Annotated in this window: 24 protein-coding genes; 8 read left to right on the forward strand and 16 right to left on the reverse strand. The window is 57.6% G+C overall.

All coding sequences use genetic code 11. The features are described 5' to 3' along the window. Positions 1 to 57: 57 nt before the first annotated feature. Complete coding sequence (locus LOY43_RS25340; RefSeq protein WP_220557068.1) at positions 58 to 1,059, reverse strand: GlxA family transcriptional regulator; 1,002 nt, start codon at positions 1,057 to 1,059, stop codon at positions 58 to 60. Positions 1,060 to 1,160: 101 nt separating this feature from the next. Here LOY43_RS25340 and LOY43_RS25345 point away from each other — a divergent pair, with 101 nt between their 5' ends. The 7 genes from LOY43_RS25345 (at position 1,161) to LOY43_RS25375 (ending at position 6,418) form a co-directional block, all read left to right on the forward strand. After that, a complete protein-coding gene (locus tag LOY43_RS25345; protein WP_258708888.1) occupies positions 1,161 to 1,715 on the forward strand; it encodes a cysteine hydrolase family protein in 555 nt (184 codons plus the stop codon). A gap of 145 nt (positions 1,716 to 1,860) precedes the next feature. Then, positions 1,861 to 2,529: a YjfI family protein gene (locus LOY43_RS25350; protein WP_095048832.1), complete on the forward strand. Its 669-nt coding sequence runs from the start codon at positions 1,861 to 1,863 to the stop codon at positions 2,527 to 2,529. A gap of 17 nt (positions 2,530 to 2,546) precedes the next feature. Further along, positions 2,547 to 3,245 (forward strand): PspA/IM30 family protein, encoded by a 699-nt coding sequence (locus LOY43_RS25355; RefSeq protein ID WP_016983574.1) that lies wholly within the window; start codon positions 2,547 to 2,549, stop codon positions 3,243 to 3,245. Between the two features lie 211 nt (positions 3,246 to 3,456). Further along, positions 3,457 to 4,107: a DUF2491 family protein gene (locus tag LOY43_RS25360; RefSeq protein ID WP_095048833.1), complete on the forward strand. Its 651-nt coding sequence runs from the start codon at positions 3,457 to 3,459 to the stop codon at positions 4,105 to 4,107. Between the two features lie 15 nt (positions 4,108 to 4,122). Further along, positions 4,123 to 4,548, forward strand: coding sequence for a DUF350 domain-containing protein (locus tag LOY43_RS25365; protein WP_038362100.1), 426 nt, complete (start codon positions 4,123 to 4,125; stop codon positions 4,546 to 4,548). Between the two features lie 17 nt (positions 4,549 to 4,565). Continuing rightward, positions 4,566 to 5,258, forward strand: a complete 693-nt coding sequence (locus LOY43_RS25370; protein ID WP_258708889.1) for a DUF1190 domain-containing protein — start codon at positions 4,566 to 4,568, stop codon at positions 5,256 to 5,258. Between the two features lie 2 nt (positions 5,259 to 5,260). Further along, the gene (locus LOY43_RS25375; protein ID WP_258708890.1) at positions 5,261 to 6,418 is read left to right on the forward strand and encodes a glutathionylspermidine synthase family protein; all 1,158 of its coding nucleotides are present in this window, start codon (positions 5,261 to 5,263) and stop codon (positions 6,416 to 6,418) included. A gap of 199 nt (positions 6,419 to 6,617) precedes the next feature. On the opposite strand, the gene LOY43_RS25380 is transcribed toward LOY43_RS25375, so the two are convergent. Beyond that, positions 6,618 to 7,142, reverse strand: coding sequence for a single-stranded DNA-binding protein (locus LOY43_RS25380; protein ID WP_008081898.1), 525 nt, complete (start codon positions 7,140 to 7,142; stop codon positions 6,618 to 6,620). A gap of 9 nt (positions 7,143 to 7,151) precedes the next feature. Beyond that, positions 7,152 to 8,549 carry an MFS transporter gene (locus LOY43_RS25385; protein WP_007950096.1) on the reverse strand — a complete coding sequence of 466 codons (1,398 nt, stop codon included), beginning with the start codon at positions 8,547 to 8,549 and terminating at the stop codon, positions 7,152 to 7,154. 190 nt (positions 8,550 to 8,739) lie between these two features. Between LOY43_RS25385 and uvrA the strand changes: the two genes are divergently transcribed. After that, a complete protein-coding gene (uvrA, locus tag LOY43_RS25390; RefSeq protein WP_095048836.1) occupies positions 8,740 to 11,574 on the forward strand; it encodes an excinuclease ABC subunit UvrA in 2,835 nt (944 codons plus the stop codon). A gap of 66 nt (positions 11,575 to 11,640) precedes the next feature. Here the strand turns inward: uvrA and bfr are convergent, their stop codons facing one another. From bfr to rplR, 13 genes are all read right to left on the reverse strand, one after another. Beyond that, complete coding sequence (bfr, locus tag LOY43_RS25395; RefSeq protein WP_007918444.1) at positions 11,641 to 12,108, reverse strand: bacterioferritin; 468 nt, start codon at positions 12,106 to 12,108, stop codon at positions 11,641 to 11,643. 149 nt (positions 12,109 to 12,257) lie between these two features. Beyond that, the gene (locus LOY43_RS25400) at positions 12,258 to 13,712 is read right to left on the reverse strand and encodes a catalase (protein WP_095048837.1); all 1,455 of its coding nucleotides are present in this window, start codon (positions 13,710 to 13,712) and stop codon (positions 12,258 to 12,260) included. 240 nt (positions 13,713 to 13,952) lie between these two features. Further along, on the reverse strand, positions 13,953 to 14,339 hold the full coding sequence (gene rplQ, locus LOY43_RS25405; RefSeq protein ID WP_003176402.1) for a 50S ribosomal protein L17: 387 nt from the start codon (positions 14,337 to 14,339) through the stop codon (positions 13,953 to 13,955). Positions 14,340 to 14,381: 42 nt separating this feature from the next. Continuing rightward, entirely contained in the window at positions 14,382 to 15,383 is a 1,002-nt protein-coding gene (locus LOY43_RS25410) for a DNA-directed RNA polymerase subunit alpha (RefSeq protein WP_003186012.1), read from the reverse strand. Positions 15,384 to 15,405: 22 nt separating this feature from the next. Next, the gene (gene rpsD / locus LOY43_RS25415; RefSeq protein WP_003176404.1) at positions 15,406 to 16,026 is read right to left on the reverse strand and encodes a 30S ribosomal protein S4; all 621 of its coding nucleotides are present in this window, start codon (positions 16,024 to 16,026) and stop codon (positions 15,406 to 15,408) included. An 18-nt stretch (positions 16,027 to 16,044) separates the two neighbouring features. Beyond that, positions 16,045 to 16,434 (reverse strand): 30S ribosomal protein S11, encoded by a 390-nt coding sequence (gene rpsK / locus LOY43_RS25420; RefSeq protein ID WP_002555466.1) that lies wholly within the window; start codon positions 16,432 to 16,434, stop codon positions 16,045 to 16,047. 30 nt (positions 16,435 to 16,464) lie between these two features. Then, positions 16,465 to 16,821: a 30S ribosomal protein S13 gene (rpsM, locus tag LOY43_RS25425; protein ID WP_003186020.1), complete on the reverse strand. Its 357-nt coding sequence runs from the start codon at positions 16,819 to 16,821 to the stop codon at positions 16,465 to 16,467. A 130-nt stretch (positions 16,822 to 16,951) separates the two neighbouring features. Then, positions 16,952 to 17,068, reverse strand: a complete 117-nt coding sequence (rpmJ, locus tag LOY43_RS25430) for a 50S ribosomal protein L36 (RefSeq protein WP_002555468.1) — start codon at positions 17,066 to 17,068, stop codon at positions 16,952 to 16,954. 27 nt (positions 17,069 to 17,095) lie between these two features. Then, positions 17,096 to 18,424 (reverse strand): preprotein translocase subunit SecY, encoded by a 1,329-nt coding sequence (gene secY / locus LOY43_RS25435; RefSeq protein WP_003228718.1) that lies wholly within the window; start codon positions 18,422 to 18,424, stop codon positions 17,096 to 17,098. Beyond that, a complete protein-coding gene (gene rplO, locus LOY43_RS25440) occupies positions 18,425 to 18,862 on the reverse strand; it encodes a 50S ribosomal protein L15 (RefSeq protein WP_003228720.1) in 438 nt (145 codons plus the stop codon). It lies immediately after the preceding gene. A 3-nt stretch (positions 18,863 to 18,865) separates the two neighbouring features. Then, the gene (gene rpmD / locus LOY43_RS25445) at positions 18,866 to 19,042 is read right to left on the reverse strand and encodes a 50S ribosomal protein L30 (RefSeq protein WP_003176408.1); all 177 of its coding nucleotides are present in this window, start codon (positions 19,040 to 19,042) and stop codon (positions 18,866 to 18,868) included. Between the two features lie 2 nt (positions 19,043 to 19,044). Further along, positions 19,045 to 19,545 (reverse strand): 30S ribosomal protein S5, encoded by a 501-nt coding sequence (gene rpsE, locus LOY43_RS25450; protein WP_003186035.1) that lies wholly within the window; start codon positions 19,543 to 19,545, stop codon positions 19,045 to 19,047. A gap of 3 nt (positions 19,546 to 19,548) precedes the next feature. Next, positions 19,549 to 19,899 carry a 50S ribosomal protein L18 gene (gene rplR / locus LOY43_RS25455; RefSeq protein WP_003186037.1) on the reverse strand — a complete coding sequence of 117 codons (351 nt, stop codon included), beginning with the start codon at positions 19,897 to 19,899 and terminating at the stop codon, positions 19,549 to 19,551. Positions 19,900 to 19,909 lie beyond the last annotated feature (10 nt).

Consider the following 19,909-nt stretch of genomic DNA (forward strand, 5'->3'; position numbering starts at 1 on the left):
GTCAGTCGACCTGTTCTTAATTGACGAATCGCAATCGCGAGCAGGCTCGCTCCCACATTAGATATTCGTCGGCTTCGGGTTTGGGGACACACCAAACCGCGCCCGATAATCACTCGGCGCCAGCCCGGTAATCTTCTTGAAGATCGCACGAAACGCACCCGGATCCTGATAACCCACCGTCCACGCAATGTGATCAATCGTGCCATTACTGAATTCGAGCATTTCCCGTGCCTTGCCCACCCGCAGATGCTGGCAGTACTCGGTCGGTTTCAAACCGGTTGCCGCGCGGAACCGGCGCAGAAAGGTACGTTCTTCCAACCCCGCCCGCTCCGCCATCGCCGCCAAGGAAACATCCGTCGCGCCGGTGCTTTGCAGCCAATGCTGAACCTTGAGAATCGCCGCATCGCCATGCCCGAGTATCGGCGCGAAATTACTGCCGCACTCACTGGCGCTGTCACTGTGCTCTATCACCAGAAATCGCGCGGTGCCGGTGGCAATGCTCGGCCCAAGCAACCTGTCGACCAAGCGTAATCCGAGTTCCGACCAAGCCATCAATCCGGCCGTGGTGATCAAGTCGCCGTCGTCGACAATCGGGGTATCAGCCTTGAGCTTGATCTTTGGGTAACGCTCGGCGAAGGCCTTGGCCGAGGTCCAATGGGTGGTGGCGCTGCGGCCGTCGAGCAGACCGCTTTCAGCCAACATCAGCGAGCCTACGCAAACCCCGCCCAGCGTCGCACCGTGGGCATGTTGATCCCGTAACCATTGCATCAGGCTGGCCGGCGCTTGCGCCGCCGAGAACCCGCCGATCGATGGCGGAATCAGCACCGCCAGCAAAGCCCTGTCGTCACCCGCATGACTGGCGTAAGTGCGCGTTGGCGGCTGCTCACCTTCGACCTGCCAGTGACTGACCCGCAGCACTGGCAACTGCGCGGCCTGATGTTCGGCGGCAATCCGGTTGGCCACCGCAAACAGATCGGTCAGACCATGCACCGCCGCCATTTGCGCGCCTGGATAGATCAGCACACCCAATTCAGCGATGGCGGCACTTTCTGCGCCCATTGTCAGTTTTCCCCTGTCTATTGTCGGTGTGGCCAATCCTCGAATCGCTGGCCAGCGCCAATACTGCAGCCACTTCCAGCCAATCCATCGAGGACACACCCATGGCCAAGCAAGCGCTCATCGTAGTCGATATCCAGAACGACTACTTCCCCCAAGGCAAGTGGCCGCTGGCCGGTGCTGATGCCGCCGCCGACAACGCCGCTCGGCTGATCGCCGCCTTCCGCGAGGCCGGTAATCCGGTCACCCACATCCGCCACGAGTTCACCTCAGCGGACGCGCCGTTTTTCACCCCGGGATCGGACGGCGCCAAGCTACACCCGAAGGTGCTCAACCGCGCCGATGAACCGGTGGTACTCAAGCACTTCGTCAACTCGTTCCGCGAAACCGAACTGCAAGCGATCCTCGACGAACAAGGTATCAAGGAACTGGTGGTGGTCGGCAGCATGAGCCACATGTGTATTGACGGCATTACCCGTGCGGCGGCAGATCTGGGTTATGGCGTGACCGTGATTCACGATGCCTGCGCCAGCCGCGATCTTGAGTTCAATGGTCTGACAGTGCCCGCGGCCCACGTCCACGCCGCTTTCATGTCGGCACTGGGTTTCGCCTACGCCAGTGTGGTGTCCACTGACCAATTCCTCACCGCCCAGTCCTAAGCAATATTCTGCAAAAACACCAGGCCCGCCTTGCAGCGGGCCTTTTCACACCCGTCATAAAAATCTCACGCGTGAGCCATTGATGGCACTTTGAATTGGTTGTAGTGTGGCTCACGCGTGAGATTTTCATAACCGAGCCATTGCCATGAAAAGCCGTACCCCTTTAGCGAAGTCAGAGAGCCCCAAGGGGGAGCGCGCGAAACCGTCGGCGAAAAAACCGTCGAGCTTCTACATGAAGCAGATGCGCGCGGGCCTGGCCGCTGCCGGTTATGTGAAACACGAAACTTGGGTGCTTCCCGAAAACCGAAGCTTGCTCAAGCAAATGGAGCAACAGCTACGCCAACCGATTCTGGCTGGCTCTTTCATGTCGGAGAATTACATGAGCGCAGGCAACAACTGGACCATCGATAGCCTCTTCAACGCCCTCAAGGCCCTGGACGAGGTGGCTTCGCAAGAGATCACGCTGTCGCTGATCCAGAGCTCCGAACCCAGCATCAAGCTGGAAATGAACGAATTCGGCGGTCTGCCGATTCACATCGCCCTGGCCGGCCAGCAGATCATCGTCGACACCGTGCTGGTGGACATCGATTCGATCTCGAACGTAGCGGCCTTCAACGACGCCGTATTGCGCAGCCGGGAAATGTTCCCGCTGTCGTCGATCGGGATCGAGTCGATGCCGAACGGGCAGACCGTTTACAACATGTTTGGCGCCCTCAGCGCCGACTCGAGCCTGACCAACGTCGTCACTGAGGTGAAAACCCTGGTCGACAACGTGCAGCGCGCGAGCGAAGCCTTCGAACACTTCTTCAAGTAATCAACAGGGAATATCCAATGACTCAGTCCATCTGGAGCAAGTTGTTCACCGCACTGCGCGGCGGCGCCAATGAAGTCGGCGAAGCGATCGCGGACCAACAGGCTCTGCGCATCCTCGACCAGGAAATCCGCGATGCCGACAGCGCGCTGTCGAACGCCCGTCGCGAACTGGTCACCATCATGGCCAAACACAAACTGGCCGCCGACCGCGTAAGCGAGTACGACGCCAAGATCAAGGATCTGGAAGCCAAAGCCGTCTCGGCGCTGAACGCCGGCCGTGAAGACCTGGCACTGGAAGTGGCCGAAGCGATTTCGACCCTGACCAACGAGCTGGATGTTGAGAAAAAGCAGAGCGACGAATTCGGCACCTACGCCGAAAACATGCGCAAAGACATCAGCAAAGCCGAGTCGCGGATCAAGAGCCTGCGCCAGCAAGTGGACATGGCCAAGGCCCGTGAAAGCGTGCAGAAAGCTCAGGTCAGCGCCTCCATCGCCAGCGGCGGTGCCAATGGCAAACTGGAAACCGCCGTCGGTACGTTGAACCGTCTGCAGGCCAAGCAGCAGCAACGCGCGGCTGAACTCAGCGCTGCGGACGAACTGGCCGACGCTTCAACCGGCAACGATCTGGAACGCAAACTGCGCGACGCCGGCATCACGCCGAACGAAGGCAGCGCCAATGCGATTCTTGAGCGTCTGAAGCAAAAGTCCTCGCAGTAACGCAGGGCAAAAAACCTGTGGGAGCGAGCCTGCTCGCGAAAGCGTCGTATCAGTCGACATCAATATTGACTGGTATGCCCTCTTCGCGAGCAAGCTCGCTCCCACATGGTTTGCGGCGTAAAAATCCTTCTGCTCGTTCACCGGTTCGCCCGGTACACTAGCCACGTTTTTTCGCCGACGAACACCTCCACCCGCTTCAAGGAACGTACCCATGGGATGGTTTAAAGACTTGCTGGGCACCAGCAACTGGCAGACCGCTGCGCCAACACCGACCGTTGCCAGTGGCCCACTCGGCATGGCGCAAGGCAAGGCCGTCAGGTTCGATACAACCCTGGCGCTGTTGCTCGATGGCTCGACCACGGTGCGCGTGCCCTTCGATCAGGCGATCTGGAGCCATGGCTGGGTCGACCTCGGCCAGTCCAACAAACTGCACCGCTATTACATGAACGACGAGGATTTCTGGCTACAGATCCACGTCACCGGTGACGATCAGATCGAATCGGTCACCCTGTTCAATTACCTCAGTTACGTGACGGTCAACAGTGACGCCGAACTGCAGCGTCTGGCCGGCCCCAACAGCCAGATCGGCCTGCCCGCCTACAGCCACGACGGCGTCGAATACACCCGCGAGTGGGGCACCGAACAAGGCCAGACCGAACTCGTACCGATGACCGAACAAGTGGTCAATCCGGATGAGAGCTACACCATCGAACACCACTCCATGCTTTATGCGCGCGAGACCGGCCTGACCGATCGCCGCGAATTGCTGCTGTTCTCCGTCGAACAGGACGAAGAAGGCACCGTCAGCCTGAGCACCTCGCTCGGCATCTCGCTGTATACGACAGATCTGAGCACCATTTAAAAAAGGAAGTTTTTCATGCTGGAAGTGCTGGCCGTTTCCCTGAACAAAACCGCACTGGTCGGTTTCGTCGTCTACCTCATCGGCGCCGTGCTGCTGTTCATGCTGTTTCAATTTGTCTACACGCGCATCACGCCGCACAAGGAGTTCGAGCTGATCCGCTCCGGCAACGTTGCCGCCGCGATCGCCCTGTCCGGCGCGATCATCGGTTTCGCGATTCCGGCCAGTAACGTGATTGCGTTTTCGGTCAACGTCCTCGACTTCGTGCTCTGGGCAGTGATTGCCGCAGTGGTGCAACTGCTGTCATTCCTCGCCACGGGCCTGGTGCTCAAAGGCACATCGCAACGCATCGCCAACGGCGAAGTGGCTTCGGGCATCTATGTTGCTGCGGTCGCGATCAGCGTCGGCATGCTCAATGCCGCGTGCATGACACCGTCCAACTGATCGGCAGGAAGCCTTAGATGAAACGCAGCAAATACGTTCAGTTGTCCCTTGCCGCCTCGGTGGCGATGGCCATTTCCGGCCAGGCGACAGCCGCAGATCAACCACGCAATTTCCAGAATGTGGAACAGTGTGTCGACGCCGAAGTGGCCGCCGATGTCTGCTCCAACGCTTACGTCGCCGCCCTGACCGAACACCGGCGCATTGCACCGGCGTACGACAACAAGGCCAAGTGCGACGCGGACTTTGCCGCTGACTGGTGCCAGAAGAATTCTGACGGCCGCTTCGTGCCGAGACTCGGCGGCTTCAAAGTGCCGCAGGAAGGCGAGCCGGCGCAGAACCTCGACGCCATCGCCAATGCCCAAATGCCCGCCGGTAATGCAACGGCGCAGAATGTGCAAAGCACTTCGCACGTCTCCAGCGGTGGCGGTGGCGGCAACGGCTGGCTGACCGGTTGGCTGATCGGCAACGCGATGAGCAACAACGCCGAGCGCACGGTTTACCGCGATCGCGAAACGCGCCAGCCGTACAACACCTCGACGCAGTACCGCAGAGCCGAAACCACGACGCGCAGCCAAACGGATTACGAAAGCAGCAAAAGCAAACCGGTCAACGTCGCCTCGTCGACGTCACGCGGCGGCTTCGGCAGCCAGTCCAGTGCCCGTAGCGGTTGGGGTGGCTGGAGCAGCAGTTCTGGTCGTTCGAGCAGCTGACGATGAAGAAGATCCTATGCGCCGAGCGGCCTGACTGGAAACAGACTGCCGAAAGCCTCGGCTTCATGTTCCACACCATCGACGACGAGCCGTACTGGGACGAAAGCGCCTACTACCAGTTCACGCTCGCGCAGATCGAAAACGATCTTGAGGACCCGACCACCGAAGTGCACGAGATGTGCATGGACCTGGTCGACCGTGTGGTGCATAGCGAGGAACTGCTGGATCGCCTGAGCATCCCCGCGCCGTACTACGAAATGATCCGCACGTCCTGGCTGGAAGGTCATCCGCATCTGTACGGGCGCATGGACTTTTCCTACAGCGGCAACGGCCCGGCGAAACTGCTGGAACTCAACTACGACACGCCGACCAGTCTTTACGAAGCGGCGGCGTTCCAGTGGGGCTGGCTGGAACAATGCATCGAGCGCGGTACGCTGCCGCGTCATGCTGACCAGTTCAACAGCATCGACACACAGCTGCATAAGGCCTTCGCCGAATTACAGCTGAAGCGGCCGTTCTACTTCGCTTCGATGAAAGACTCGGTCGAAGACAAGGGCACCACGGATTACCTGCGCTTGATCGCCGAGAAGGTCGGCATCGAATCGCGGCACATCGACATCGAAGACATCGGTTTGACGGCTGAAGGGCGTTTCGTCGACCTGGAAGATCGCTGGATCCCGCACCTGTTCAAGCTGCATGCCTGGGAGTTCATCTTCCACGAGCCGTTCGGTGCGGCGATTGCCGAGAGCGATACGCAGTTTTTCGAACCGGCGTGGAAGGCGATCCTGTCGAACAAGGGTGCACTGCCGCTGCTGTGGGAGATGCACAAGGGTCATCCAAATCTGCTGGCGGCGCATCTCGACCCGAATCCGGCCAGCACCGTGCCCAAGGGGTGGGTACGCAAGCCGTACTTCTCCCGCGAAGGCGCCAACATTGAGCTGCAAACGACGGATGGTCTGATCGTCAAAGAGGACGGGCCCTACACCGATGCGCCATTTATCCTGCAGGAGTTTGCGCCGCTGCCGAAGTTTGGCGACAGCTACACGCTGATCGGTTCCTGGGTGATTGGCGATCAGGCTGCGGGGATTGGTGTGCGGGAAGACAACAGTTTGATCACCAAGGATTCGAGCCGGTTCTTGCCGCATCTGATTCTCGACTAAACCACAAATCCCCATGTGGGAGCTGGCCTGCCAGCGATGACGGATTGTGAGTCGACTCATTTGTTGACTGATCCACCGCGATCGCTGGCAAGCCAGCTCCCACAGGGATTTGGGATAACCGCAGACGAAACAAATCCCACAAAAAAGGCCCGTCGTTTAAGCGACGGGCCTTTTTATTTGCAGCGGTTACAGCAGCGAATCAGAACGGAATATCGTCATCAAAGCTGTCGAAATCCGGAGCCGGTTGCGGTGCGGCCTGCTGTGGAGCCGGGGCCGAACGCTGCTGTGGAGCCGACTGCTGCGGGCGCGGAGCCTGCTGGCGAGGAGCCGGAGCCGACTGCTGGTAGTTGTTGCCACCGCCTTGTTGGTCGCCCTGTTGTGGACGGCCGCCGAGCAGTTGCATGGTGCCTTGCATGTCGACCACGATTTCAGTGGTGTAACGCTTGATACCGTCTTTTTCCCACTCACGGGTCTGCAGCTTGCCTTCGATGTAAACCTGCGAACCCTTGCGCAGGTATTCGCCGGCGATTTCCGCAACCTTGCCGAACATCGAAACACGGTGCCACTCGGTCTTCTCGACCTTCTGACCGGTTTGCTTGTCGGTCCATTGTTCGCTGGTGGCCAGACTCAGGTTGGTCACGGCGTTACCGTTAGGCAGGTAGCGAACTTCGGGATCCTGGCCGCAAGTGCCGACCAATATGACTTTGTTAACCCCACGGGCCATAACGTTCTCCTAGGCTTCGCAAGCAGCCCCGGCCGGGTTGTTCACCAGGCGTTCGAGGGTGTCGCGATCCACTAATTCTTTGTCCAGTTTGATGTAAACAGCAGCTTCATCAGCAACTATCACTGCATCGGTTACCCCTACGAGGGCCTTGAGGCGCTCGACCAGACCCGCTTCGCGGATCGCCTCGGGCGACAACGGCAAGCGCAGGCTCGTCACGTAGGGAGGTTCACGCATGGTAACAGCAAAGGCCAACCAAAGTGCAGCCAGCCCCGCGCATCCAAGGAACACAACCGACAGACCGCCATGCTGAAACAGCCAGCCGCCGAGTATCCCGCCGAGTGCTGAACCGAGGAACTGGCTGGTGGAATACACGCCCATGGCCGTGCCCTTCCCGCCCGCCGGTGAAACCTTGCTGATCAGCGACGGCAATGAAGCCTCCAGCAGATTGAACGCGGTGAAGAACACCACCGTACCTATCACCAGAGCCCGCAGGCTGTCGCCGAACTGCCAGAAGAATAGCTCAGTCAGCATCAGCGTCAGGACGGCGCCGAGCAAAACTCGTTTCATTTTGCGTTTCTTCTCGCCGTAGATGATGAACGGGATCATGGCGAAGAACGAAATCAGCAGCGCGGTGAGGTAGACCCACCAGTGCTGTTCCTTGGGCAAACCGGCTTTTTCCACCAGCGCCAACGGCAACGCAACGAAGCTCGACATCAACATGGCATGTAACACAAAGATGCCCAGATCGAGGCGCAGCAGATCCGGATGCTTGAGCGTCGGCATCAAGGCCTGACGCGCCACCCCGGACTCCCGATGCTGCAATGGCCCGGTGGAGCGCGGCACCATGAACATGATGATGGCGATACCGACCAGTGCCATTGCACCGGTGGCGAGGAACAGTCCGGACAGACCGAAAGCGCGGGTCAGCAAAGGCCCGACGACCATGGCCACGGCAAATGACAAACCGATGGTCATGCCGATCATCGCCATTGCCTTGGTGCGGTGCTGTTCGCGGGTCAGGTCGGAGAGTAGCGCCATCACTGCCGCTGAAATCGCCCCGGCGCCCTGCAGGATCCGCCCGGCTATCACGCCCCAGATGGAGTCGGCCTGAGACGCCAGCACGCTGCCGAGGGCAAAAACGATCAGCCCGAGGTAAATCACCGGACGGCGGCCAATGCGGTCGGAAATGATCCCGAACGGAATCTGGAAAATCGCCTGGGTCAGACCGTAAGCGCCAATAGCCAGCCCGATCAGGGCCGGGGTCGCTCCTGCCAGGTCCATGCCGTAGGTCGCCAGTACCGGCAACACCATGAACATGCCAAGCATACGGAAGGCGAACACCAGGGCCAGACCGCTCGCTGCGCGAGTCTCGCTGCCACTCATGCGTTCGCTGTGGGGATCGTGCATGGAAAAACCTCGTGTGAACCGGCGGCGATTCTACCAGTCCCATCGAAAGACGGGGTATATCGCGACGCTATGACGCGTATAGATGAAACTCTCTTCATGTAAGGTAAAAACCCTTCGCTTGATAGTGTGCATCCATCCAGTATTTGCCCGTATACTCCTACGTTTTCGACGCCCGCCGAGCGAGGCCACTTTGGACAAGATCCTGATACGTGGGGCCCGTACCCACAACCTGAAGAACATCGACCTGACCCTGCCACGGGACAAGCTGATCGTCATCACCGGCCTGTCCGGATCCGGCAAGTCGTCCCTGGCCTTCGATACGCTTTACGCCGAAGGCCAGCGCCGCTATGTCGAATCGCTGTCGGCCTACGCCCGACAGTTTCTGTCGATGATGGAAAAACCCGACGTCGACACCATCGAAGGCCTGTCGCCGGCAATCTCCATCGAACAAAAGTCGACCTCGCACAACCCGCGCTCTACGGTCGGCACCATCACCGAAATCTACGACTACCTGCGTCTGCTTTATGCACGCGTCGGGACACCACGCTGCCCGGATCACGATATTCCACTGGAGGCGCAGACCGTCAGCCAGATGGTCGATCTGGTGTTGGCGCAACCGGAAGGCAGCAAACTGATGCTGCTGGCGCCGGTGATTCGCGAGCGTAAAGGTGAACACCTTTCGGTTTTCGAAGAACTGCGCGCTCAAGGTTTTGTTCGCGCCCGGGTCAACGGCCGCATCTGCGAACTCGATGAACTGCCAAAACTGGATAAACAGAAAAAGCACTCGATCGATGTGATCGTCGACCGCTTCAAGGTTCGCGCCGATCTGCAGCAACGTCTGGCCGAATCTTTCGAGACCGCGTTGAAACTGGCGGATGGCATTGCCCTGGTCGCACCGATGGACGACGAGCCGGGCGAAGAGATGATTTTCTCCGCGCGCTTCGCCTGCCCGATCTGCGGCCACGCGATCAGCGAACTGGAACCGAAGCTGTTCTCCTTCAACAACCCGGCCGGCGCTTGCCCGACCTGTGATGGCCTGGGGGTGAAGCAGTTCTTCGATATCAAGCGGCTGGTCAATGGCGATCTGACCTTGGCCGAAGGTGCGATTCGCGGCTGGGACCGGCGTAACGTCTATTACTTCCAGATGCTCGGTTCACTCGCTTCACACTATGGTTTCAGCCTCGAAGTACCGTTCAACGAACTGCCGGCCGATCAGCAGAAATTCATCCTGCATGGCAGCGGCTCGCAGAACGTCGACTTCAAATACCTGAACGACCGTGGCGACATCGTCAAACGCTCGCACCCGTTCGAAGGCATCGTGCCGAACCTGGAGCGTCGCTACCGCGAGACCGAGTCGGCAAGCGTGCGCGAAGAGCTGGCCAAGTTTCTCAGCACCCAATCGTGCCCGGATTGCCGTGGTACCCGTCTGCGTCGCGAAGCGCGGCATGTGTGGGTTGGCGAGAAAACGCTGCCAGCGGTGACCAACCTGCCGATCGGCGAAGCTTGCGAGTACTTCGGCGAGCTGAAGATGACTGGCCGTCGCGGCGAAATCGCCGACAAGATCCTCAAGGAGATTCGCGAGCGTCTGCAGTTCCTCGTCAACGTCGGTCTCGACTACCTGTCGCTGGACCGCAGTGCCGACACGCTGTCCGGTGGCGAAGCACAACGTATTCGTCTGGCCAGCCAGATCGGCGCCGGTCTCGTCGGTGTTCTGTACATCCTTGACGAACCGTCCATTGGTTTGCACCAGCGTGATAACGACCGCTTGCTCGGCACGCTCAAGCACCTGCGTGATATTGGCAACACTGTGATCGTGGTCGAACACGACGAAGACGCGATTCGTCTGGCCGATTACGTTGTGGATATCGGCCCGGGGGCTGGTGTGCATGGTGGGCAGATCGTGGCTGAGGGCACGCCGGCGGAAGTCATGGCGCACCCGGATTCCCTGACCGGTAAATACCTCTCGGGCCGAGTGAAGATTGAAGTGCCGGCCAAACGCACGCCACGCAATAAAAAGCTCAATCTGTCTCTCAAAGGGGCGCGCGGCAACAACCTGCGCAATGTCGATCTGGACATCCCGATTGGTCTGCTGACGTGCGTGACCGGCGTGTCCGGCTCGGGCAAATCGACGCTGATCAACAATACGCTGTTCCCGCTGAGCGCCACGGCCCTCAACGGTGCAACCACCCTGGAAGCGGCAGCGCACGACAGTATCAAAGGCCTGGAGCATCTCGACAAAGTCGTCGATATCGACCAGAGCCCGATTGGCCGTACTCCGCGCTCCAACCCGGCGACGTATACCGGCTTGTTCACACCGATCCGCGAGCTGTTCGCCGGCGTACCCGAGTCACGCTCCCGTGGTTACGGCCCGGGGCGTTTCTCGTTCAACGTCAAGGGTGGCCGCTGCGAAGCGTGCCAGGGCGACGGCCTGATCAAAGTGGAAATGCACTTCCTGCCAGACATCTACGTGCCATGCGATGTGTGCAAGAGCAAGCGCTACAACCGCGAAACCCTTGAGATCAAATACAAGGGCAAGAGCATCCACGAAACCCTCGAGATGACCATCGAAGAGGCCCGGGAGTTCTTTGACGCGGTGCCGGCACTGGCGCGCAAGCTACAGACATTGATGGATGTCGGCCTGTCGTACATCAAGCTCGGGCAGTCGGCGACCACGTTGTCGGGTGGTGAGGCGCAGCGAGTGAAACTGTCTCGCGAGCTGTCCAAGCGTGACACCGGCAAAACACTGTACATCCTCGATGAGCCGACCACCGGTTTGCACTTCGCGGATATCCAGCAATTGCTCGACGTGCTGCATCGCCTGCGCGACCACGGCAACACGGTGGTAGTAATCGAACACAACCTCGACGTGATCAAGACGGCCGACTGGCTGGTCGATCTCGGGCCGGAGGGCGGCTCCAAAGGTGGGCAGATCATTGCCACCGGCACGCCTGAGGATGTGGCCGAAATGAAGCAATCTCACACCGGCCATTACCTCAAGCCATTGCTGATCCGTGATCGGGCTTAAACGCAGGGCATGAAAAAGCCCCTGTCACTTCATCAGTGACAGGGGCTTTTTTGTATCGTTTTGCAATCAGGAAGTGTGAGATTGCAGGTAATTCTCGAGACCGATCAGCTTGATCAGGCCCAACTGCTTTTCCAGCCAGTAGGTGTGATCTTCTTCGGTGTCGTTCAACTGCACGCGCAGGATCTCGCGGCTGACATAGTCTTTGTGCTGCTCGCACAGCTCAATGCCTTTGCACAGCGCAGCGCGGACTTTGTACTCAAGACGCAGATCGGCTTCGAGCATCTCCGGCACAGTGGTGCCGACATCCAGATCATCCGGACGCATACGCGGCGTGCCTTCGAGCATCAGAATCCGGCGCATCAACGCATCAGCGTGACCGGCTTCTTCTTCCATCTCATGGTTGATTCGCTCGTAGAGCTTGGTGAACCCCCAGTCCTCATACATCCGCGAATGAACGAAATATTGATCACGCGCGGCCAGTTCGCCGGTCAGCAACGTGTTGAGGTAATCGATTACGTCTGGGTGGCCTTGCATCGCCCTACATCTCCCTACTTGAAAGTCTGTAGTTTGAACCAAGCTGACCGGAAGGTCACCCGATTCGCGCAATAAAAGCGAAGATATTCTTAGAAAAGCAGCCTAAATAACGCAAAAACCGCCCAGATGAGGGCGGTTCTGCTTCTCGTTTAGACTTCGTTAAGCTGTACGTTGAGCAGCTTTGCGATTGCTTCTCCATACGCCGGATCGGCCTTGTAGAAGTGCTGCAACTGGCGGTCGACGATATCAGTGGAAACGCCCGCCATGGCACCGGCGATATTGCTGACCAGCAATGCTCTCTGATCGTCGCTCATCAGGCGGAACAGCGCACCTGCGTGGCTGTAGTAATCGGTATCTTCGCGGTGATCGTAGCGATCGGCAGAACCACTCAAGGCCAGCGCTGGTTCAGCGTAATGCGGAGCTTGTTTCGGCGCTTCGGTGTAGCTGTTCGGTTCGTAGTTAGGTGCTGCACCACCGTTGCTGCCGAACGCCATCGAGCCATCGCGCTGGTAAGTGTTCACCGGGCCGCGTGGCGCGTTTACCGGCAGTTGCTGGTGATTGGTACCCACGCGGTAGCGGTGAGCATCAGCGTACGCAAATACGCGCCCCTGCAGCATCCGATCTGGCGACAGACCAACTCCCGGCACCATGTTGCTTGGGCCGAAAGCAGCTTGCTCGACTTCAGCGAAGTAGTTCAGCGGGTTGCGGTTCAGTTCCAGTTCACCGACTTCGATCAGCGGGAATTCTTTTTGCGACCAGGTCTTGGTGACGTCGAACGGGTTTTCGTAATGCGCTGCGGCCTGGGCCTCAGTCATGATCTGGATGCATACGCGCCATTTTGGGAAGTCGCCGCGCTCAATGGCTTCGAACAGGTCGCGCTGGGCGTAATCCGGATCAGTTCCGGCCAGACGTGCTGCATCTGCGGGGGCGAGATTCTTGATGCCCTGTTTGGTTTTGTAGTGCCATTTCACCCAGTGACGCTCGCCTTGGGCGCTAATCAGACTGTAAGTGTGGCTGCCGAAGCCGTGCATGTGACGGTAGCCGTCAGGAATACCGCGATCAGAGAACAGAATGGTGACCTGGTGCAGCGCTTCAGGCGAATGCGACCAGAAGTCCCACATCATCTGCGCGCTTTTCAGGTTGCTTTGCGGCAGGCGTTTCTGGGTGTGGATAAAGTCTGGAAATTTCAGCGGATCACGAATGAAGAACACTGGCGTGTTGTTACCCACGATGTCCCAGTTACCTTCTTCGGTGTAGAACTTCAACGCGAAACCCCGTGGATCGCGCTCGGTGTCGGCAGAACCGCGCTCACCGCCTACCGTCGAGAAACGCAGGAACGTCGGGGTTTGCTTGCCAACAGATTCAAACAGCTTGGCGCTGGTGTATTCCGTGATATCGCGGGTAACGGTGAATGTGCCGTAAGCTCCCGAGCCTTTAGCATGAACGCGACGCTCAGGAATGTTTTCACGGTTGAAGTGGGCGAGCTTCTCGATCAGGTGAAAGTCGTCGAGCAGCAACGGGCCACGTGGGCCGGCGGAGCGAGAATTCTGGTTGTCAGCGACAGGTGCGCCACTGGCGGTCGTAAGCGTTTTGATCTGGCTCATACGGTCTTCTTCCTCTGTCAGTCTTCAAACTGCCGGCTAATCGGCTTGCTGGGAAGTATCGATTATCCATGTGACACCTACAAATTCATTAACTTGCAAGCATCGATAGATAATTACTAATTATGTTTCCCGGCACATAGTGACAACAGAGACATGTCAGAAGCTTGTATGAACAGCGCATTTTCTTGCGGACACAAAAAACCGGGCACTAGGCCCGGTTCTTTGTTTCAGACTGACGTCTTACTCGGCGGATACAGCTTCGCCAGCAGTAGCACGATCAACCAACTCGACGTACGCCATAGGCGCGTTGTCGCCAGCGCGGAAACCGCACTTGAGGATGCGCAGGTAGCCACCCTCACGGGTAGCGTAACGCTTGCCCAGGTCGTTGAAGAGCTTACCAACGATAGCTTTCGAACGAGTACGGTCGAAAGCCAGACGACGGTTAGCCAGGCTGTCTGTCTTGGCCAGAGTGATCAGCGGCTCAGCAACGCGACGCAGTTCTTTGGCTTTTGGCAGAGTAGTTTTGATCAGCTCGTGCTCGAACAGCGACACCGCCATGTTTTGGAACATGGCCTTGCGGTGCGAGCTGGTGCGGCTCAGGTGACGACCACTTTTACGATGACGCATGGTTCATTCCTTACCAAACACTACGTTCGGTGATTACGACGATCAGGCAGTCGCCTTGTCGTCCTTCTTAAGACTTGCAGGCGGCCAGTTGTCGAGGCGCATGCCGAGGGACAGACCGCGGGAGGCCAGAACGTCCTTGATTTCAGTCAAGGATTTCTTGCCCAGGTTCGGAGTCTTCAACAGCTCTACTTCGGTACGCTGAATCAGGTCACCGATGTAGTAGATGTTTTCCGCCTTAAGGCAGTTAGCCGAACGTACAGTCAGTTCCAGATCGTCAACCGGGCGAAGCAGGATCGGATCGATCTCGTCTTCCTGCTCGACAACCACTGGCTCACTGTCACCTTTGAGGTCGACGAACGCAGCCAACTGCTGTTGCAGGATGGTTGCAGCGCGGCGAATAGCCTCTTCAGGATCCAGAGTACCGTTGGTTTCCAGATCAATAACCAGCTTGTCCAGGTTGGTACGCTGCTCGACACGGGCGTTTTCCACCACGTATGCGATACGGCGAACCGGGCTGAACGAAGAGTCAAGCTGCAAGCGACCGATGCTGCGGCTTTCATCTTCATCGCTCTGACGCGAGTCGGCTGGTTCATAACCACGACCACGAGCTACGGTGAGCTTCATGTTCAGGGCGCCGTTAGACGCCAGGTTAGCGATTACGTGATCGGGATTAACGATCTCGACATCATGATCCAGCTGAATATCGGCAGCGGTAACCACCCCCGAACCCTTCTTCGACAAGGTCAGCGTAACTTCGTCACGACCGTGCAGCTTGATGGCCAGACCTTTAAGGTTCAACAGGATTTCAATTACGTCTTCCTGTACACCTTCGATGGCGCTGTACTCGTGGAGCACACCGTCAATCTCGGCCTCGACTACTGCGCAGCCGGGCATTGAGGACAACAGGATGCGTCGCAGCGCGTTGCCCAGGGTGTGGCCAAAACCACGCTCGAGAGGCTCGAGAGTGATCTTGGCGCGGGTTGGACTGACAACCTGCACATCAATGTGGCGGGGTGTCAGGAACTCATTTACCGAAATCTGCATGGATGCACCTATTTTCTAGCCCTTACTTGGAGTAGAGCTCGACAATCAGGCTTTCGTTGATGTCGGCGGACAGATCACTGCGAGCAGGAACGTTCTTGAAAACGCCCGACTTCTTCTCAGTGTCTACTTCTACCCATTCTACGCGGCCACGTTGGGCACACAGATCGAGAGCTTGGACAATGCGAAGTTGGTTTTTTGCTTTCTCGCGAACTGCAACAACGTCACCAGCACGAACCTGATACGACGGAACGTTTACGGTCTGACCGTTAACGCTGATCGACTTGTGCGATACCAGCTGACGGGATTCGGCACGAGTCGAACCAAAGCCCATACGGTATACAACGTTGTCCAGACGGCATTCGAGCAGTTGCAGCAGGTTTTCACCGGTTGCACCTTTCTTGCCAGCAGCTTCTTTGTAGTAGCCGCTGAACTGACGCTCGAGAACGCCGTAGATACGACGGACCTTCTGCTTTTCACGCAGTTGGGTGCCGTAATCGGACTGGCGACCGCGGCGTTGGCCGTGGATACCAGGTGCTGCTTCAATGTTGCACTTCGATTCGATCGCGCGCACGCCGCTCTTCAGGAAGAGATCGGTGCCTTCGCGACGAGCGAGTTTGCATTTTGGACCAATGTAACGAGCCATTCTTTACAATCTCCTGGATTACACGCGGCGCTTCTTCGGCGGACGGCACCCGTTGTGCGGGATTGGCGTCACGTCGGTGATGCTGGCGATCTTGTAGCCACAGCCGTTCAAAGCGCGGACTGCGGATTCACGACCTGGACCTGGGCCCTTGACGTTAACGTCGAGGTTTTTCAGGCCGTATTCCAGCGCAGCTTGACCAGCACGTTCAGCAGCTACTTGAGCAGCAAACGGGGTGGACTTGCGGGAACCGCGGAAACCCGAACCACCGGAGGTAGCCCAGGAAAGAGCGTTACCTTGACGGTCGGTAATGGTCACGATGGTGTTGTTAAAAGATGCATGGATGTGGGCGATGCCATCAACCACTGTCTTTTTAACTTTTTTACGAGGACGAGCAGCAGGTTTTGCCATGATTAAATTCCTGTCGATTCGCTGGGGCGATTACTTGCGGATCGGCTTACGCGGACCTTTACGGGTACGCGCGTTGGTCTTGGTACGCTGACCGCGTACTGGCAGACCACGACGATGACGCAGACCGCGATAGCAACCGAGGTCCATCAAGCGCTTGATTTTCATGTTGATTTCGCGACGCAGGTCACCTTCAGTGGTGAACTTCGCCACTTCGCCACGCAGCTGTTCAATTTGCTCGTCGCTCAGATCTTTGATCTTTGCTGCTGGGTTTACCCCAGTCACTGCACAGATCTTCTGCGCAGTAGTGCGACCAACACCATAGATGTAGGTCAGCGAGATAACAGTATGCTTGTTATCTGGAATGTTAACGCCTGCAATACGGGCCATTCAGTGGGACTCCAATTGACAGCTACCTACGCCCCGGAAGCCAAGAAATAGGGCGCGAGATAATATCGCTGTAATAACAAATAATCAACCCGGTAGCGCACTAGCTACCGGGCTTGAAGCACAATCACACTCAGCCTTGGCGCTGTTTGTGACGCGGTTCCGCGCTGCAAATTACTCGAACAACACCTTCGCGGCGAATAATCTTGCAGTTACGGCACAGCTTTTTCACCGATGCACGAACTTTCATCACCAACTCCTCGAACCTTATGGGTACTCAGCGCAACATGCCGCTGCCGTAACCCTTCAGGTTGGCTTTCTTCATCAGGGATTCGTACTGGTGCGAAACGAGGTGCGATTGTACTTGGGACATGAAGTCCATCACAACCACGACCACGATCAGCAACGAGGTCCCGCCAAGGTAGAACGGAACGTTTGCTGCAACCACCAGGAACTGGGGCAACAGGCACACGGCCGTCATGTAAAGAGCACCGAACATGGTCAAGCGGGTCAGAACGCCATCAATGTAGCGCGCAGACTGCTCACCTGGACGGATGCCCGGAATAAAGGCACCGGACTTCTTCAGGTTTTCCGCTACGTCTTTCGGATTGAACATCAACGCCGTATAGAAGAAGCAGAAGAAAATAATCCCTGCACTAAACAGCAGAATATTCAACGGCTGACCAGGAGCGATCGACTGCGAGATGTCCTGCAACCAGCCCATACCTTCAGACTGACCGAACCAGGCACCCAACGAAGCCGGGAACAGCAAAATGCTGCTCGCGAAAATAGCCGGAATAACACCGGCCATGTTCACCTTCAACGGCAGGTGGCTAGTCTGCGCAGCAAAAACCTTGCGGCCCTGCTGACGCTTGGCGTAGTGAACAGCGATACGACGCTGACCACGCTCAATGAACACCACGAAACCGATAATCGCTACTGCCAGCAGACCGATGGCAACCAAGGCGAAGATGTTGATATCGCCCTGACGCGCAGACTCGAAAGACTGCCCGATTGCTCTCGGAAGACCGGCGACGATACCCGAAAAAATCAACATCGAGATACCGTTACCTACACCACGCTCAGTAATCTGCTCACCCAGCCACATCATGAACATCGCACCAGCCACAAAAGTGGATACCGCGACGAAATGGAAGCCAAAGTCACCAGTGAACGCAACGCCCTGCCCTGCCAGACCAATGGACATGCCAATAGCCTGAACGAGAGCGAGGACGACGGTGCCGTAGCGGGTGTACTGGCTGATCTTGCGACGGCCAGCTTCACCTTCCTTCTTCAACTGCTCCAGCTGCGGACTGACGGCGGTCATCAGTTGCATGATGATCGATGCCGAAATGTACGGCATGATCCCCAATGCAAAGATGCTCATCCGTTCCAGCGCGCCGCCGGAGAACATGTTGAACAAGCTAAGAATGGTCCCCTCATTCTGTCGAAACAGGTCTGCGAGTCGGTCCGGGTTGATACCTGGAACCGGGATGTGTGCGCCTATTCGGTAGACGATAATCGCCAGGAACAGAAAACGCAGACGAGCCCAGAGTTCAGACATACCGCCTTTGCCGAGCGCAGAGAGAGCACCTTGCTTAGCCATTTATTCCTCGAACTTGCCGCCAGCTGCTTCGATAGCCGCACGCGCACCTTTGGTGGCGCCGATTCCCTTGCCGATAGTGACAGCGCGAGTCACTTCACCGGACAGCATGATTTTCACACGCTGTACGTTGACGTTGATCACGTTGGCATCTTTCAGGGACTGCACGGTGACGATGTCGCCTTCCACTTTAGCCAGCTCGGACAGACGCACTTCTGCGCGGTCCATGGCTTTCAGGGAAACGAAACCGAACTTCGGCAGGCGACGATGCAGCGGCTGTTGACCGCCTTCAAAGCCTGGAGCAATGGTGCCACCGGAGCGGGAGGTCTGACCTTTGTGACCACGGCCACCAGTCTTACCCAAACCGCTACCGATACCACGGCCCGGACGATGCTTTTCGCGACGGGAACCCGGCGCTGGACTCAGATCATTGAGTTTCATCGATTAACCCTCGACACGCAGCATGTAGTAAGCCTTGTTGATCATCCCGCGATTCTCGGGAGTATCCTGGACTTCTACAGTGTGACCGATGCGACGCAGACCCAGACCCTTAACGCACAGTTTGTGGTTAGGGATGCGGCCGGTCATGCTTTTGATCAGCGTTACTTTAACGGTAGCCATGATCAGAAGATCTCCTTGACGCTTTTGCCACGCTTGGCGGCAATGGATTCAGGAGACTGCATAGCTTTCAAACCTTTGAAAGTGGCGTGAACCACGTTTACCGGGTTAGTCGAGCCGTAGCACTTGGCCAGAACGTTCTGAACGCCAGCAACTTCGAGGACAGCACGCATAGCGCCGCCAGCGATGATACCGGTACCTTCAGAAGCAGGCTGCATGTACACCTTCGAAGCGCCGTGAGCGGACTTCATTGCGTACTGCAGAGTGGTGCCGTTCAGATCAACTTGGATCATGTTGCGGCGAGCAGCTTCCATTGCCTTCTGGATCGCAGCAGGCACTTCACGCGACTTGCCACGGCCGAAGCCAACACGCCCTTTACCATCACCAACCACGGTCAACGCGGTGAAAGTGAAGATACGGCCGCCTTTAACGGTTTTGGCTACGCGGTTAACTTGAACCAGCTTCTCAATGTAGCCTTCGTCGCGCTTTTGGTCGTTATTTGACATAACTTAGAACTCCAGCCCAGCTTCACGAGCAGCATCAGCCAGCGCTTTAACGCGGCCGTGGTACTTGAAGCCAGAGCGGTCGAAAGCCACTTGCGAGACGCCAGCGGCCTTAGCACGCGTAGCGACCAGCTGGCCAACCTTTGTGGCCGCGTCGATGTTGCCAGTGGCGCCATCACGCAGTTCTTTATCCAAAGTCGAGGCACTTGCCAGGACTTTGTTGCCGTCGGCCGAGATGACCTGGGCGTAGATGTGCTGCGACGAGCGGAACACGCAGAGACGCACGACTTCGAGTTCGTGCATTTTCAGGCGTGCTTTGCGAGCGCGACGCAGTCGAGTAACTTTTTTGTCGGTCATTTGCTATGCC

Origin of the sequence: Pseudomonas sp. B21-041 (genome assembly GCF_024748675.1) — a bacterium.
Classification (GTDB): domain Bacteria; phylum Pseudomonadota; class Gammaproteobacteria; order Pseudomonadales; family Pseudomonadaceae; genus Aquipseudomonas; species Aquipseudomonas neuropathica.

Bases quoted from the DNA above. Each gene is read 5' to 3' on its own strand.
- LOY43_RS25365 (WP_038362100.1), top strand. From the start codon at position 4,123: ATGCTGGAAGTGCTGGCCGTTTCCCTGAACAAAACCGCACTGGTCGGT.
- LOY43_RS25370 (WP_258708889.1), top strand. From the start codon at position 4,566: ATGAAACGCAGCAAATACGTTCAGTTGTCCCTTGCCGCCTCGGTGGCG.
- secY (WP_003228718.1), bottom strand. From the start codon at position 18,424: ATGGCTAAGCAAGGTGCTCTCTCTGCGCTCGGCAAAGGCGGTATGTCT.
- rplR (WP_003186037.1), bottom strand. From the start codon at position 19,899: ATGACCGACAAAAAAGTTACTCGACTGCGTCGCGCTCGCAAAGCACGC.
- rplO (WP_003228720.1), bottom strand. From the start codon at position 18,862: ATGAAACTCAATGATCTGAGTCCAGCGCCGGGTTCCCGTCGCGAAAAG.
- LOY43_RS25400 (WP_095048837.1), bottom strand. From the start codon at position 13,712: ATGAGCCAGATCAAAACGCTTACGACCGCCAGTGGCGCACCTGTCGCT.
- LOY43_RS25380 (WP_008081898.1), bottom strand. From the start codon at position 7,142: ATGGCCCGTGGGGTTAACAAAGTCATATTGGTCGGCACTTGCGGCCAG.
- LOY43_RS25360 (WP_095048833.1), top strand. From the start codon at position 3,457: ATGGGATGGTTTAAAGACTTGCTGGGCACCAGCAACTGGCAGACCGCT.
- rpmD (WP_003176408.1), bottom strand. From the start codon at position 19,042: ATGGCTACCGTTAAAGTAACGCTGATCAAAAGCATGACCGGCCGCATC.
- LOY43_RS25410 (WP_003186012.1), bottom strand. From the start codon at position 15,383: ATGCAGATTTCGGTAAATGAGTTCCTGACACCCCGCCACATTGATGTG.
- rpsM (WP_003186020.1), bottom strand. From the start codon at position 16,821: ATGGCCCGTATTGCAGGCGTTAACATTCCAGATAACAAGCATACTGTT.
- LOY43_RS25345 (WP_258708888.1), top strand. From the start codon at position 1,161: ATGGCCAAGCAAGCGCTCATCGTAGTCGATATCCAGAACGACTACTTC.
- LOY43_RS25355 (WP_016983574.1), top strand. From the start codon at position 2,547: ATGACTCAGTCCATCTGGAGCAAGTTGTTCACCGCACTGCGCGGCGGC.
- rpmJ (WP_002555468.1), bottom strand. From the start codon at position 17,068: ATGAAAGTTCGTGCATCGGTGAAAAAGCTGTGCCGTAACTGCAAGATT.
- rpsD (WP_003176404.1), bottom strand. From the start codon at position 16,026: ATGGCTCGTTACATTGGTCCAAAATGCAAACTCGCTCGTCGCGAAGGC.
- rpsK (WP_002555466.1), bottom strand. From the start codon at position 16,434: ATGGCAAAACCTGCTGCTCGTCCTCGTAAAAAAGTTAAAAAGACAGTG.
- bfr (WP_007918444.1), bottom strand. From the start codon at position 12,108: ATGCAAGGCCACCCAGACGTAATCGATTACCTCAACACGTTGCTGACC.
- rplQ (WP_003176402.1), bottom strand. From the start codon at position 14,339: ATGCGTCATCGTAAAAGTGGTCGTCACCTGAGCCGCACCAGCTCGCAC.
- LOY43_RS25385 (WP_007950096.1), bottom strand. From the start codon at position 8,549: ATGCACGATCCCCACAGCGAACGCATGAGTGGCAGCGAGACTCGCGCA.
- LOY43_RS25350 (WP_095048832.1), top strand. From the start codon at position 1,861: ATGAAAAGCCGTACCCCTTTAGCGAAGTCAGAGAGCCCCAAGGGGGAG.
- LOY43_RS25375 (WP_258708890.1), top strand. From the start codon at position 5,261: ATGAAGAAGATCCTATGCGCCGAGCGGCCTGACTGGAAACAGACTGCC.
- rpsE (WP_003186035.1), bottom strand. From the start codon at position 19,545: ATGTCAAATAACGACCAAAAGCGCGACGAAGGCTACATTGAGAAGCTG.
- LOY43_RS25340 (WP_220557068.1), bottom strand. From the start codon at position 1,059: ATGGGCGCAGAAAGTGCCGCCATCGCTGAATTGGGTGTGCTGATCTAT.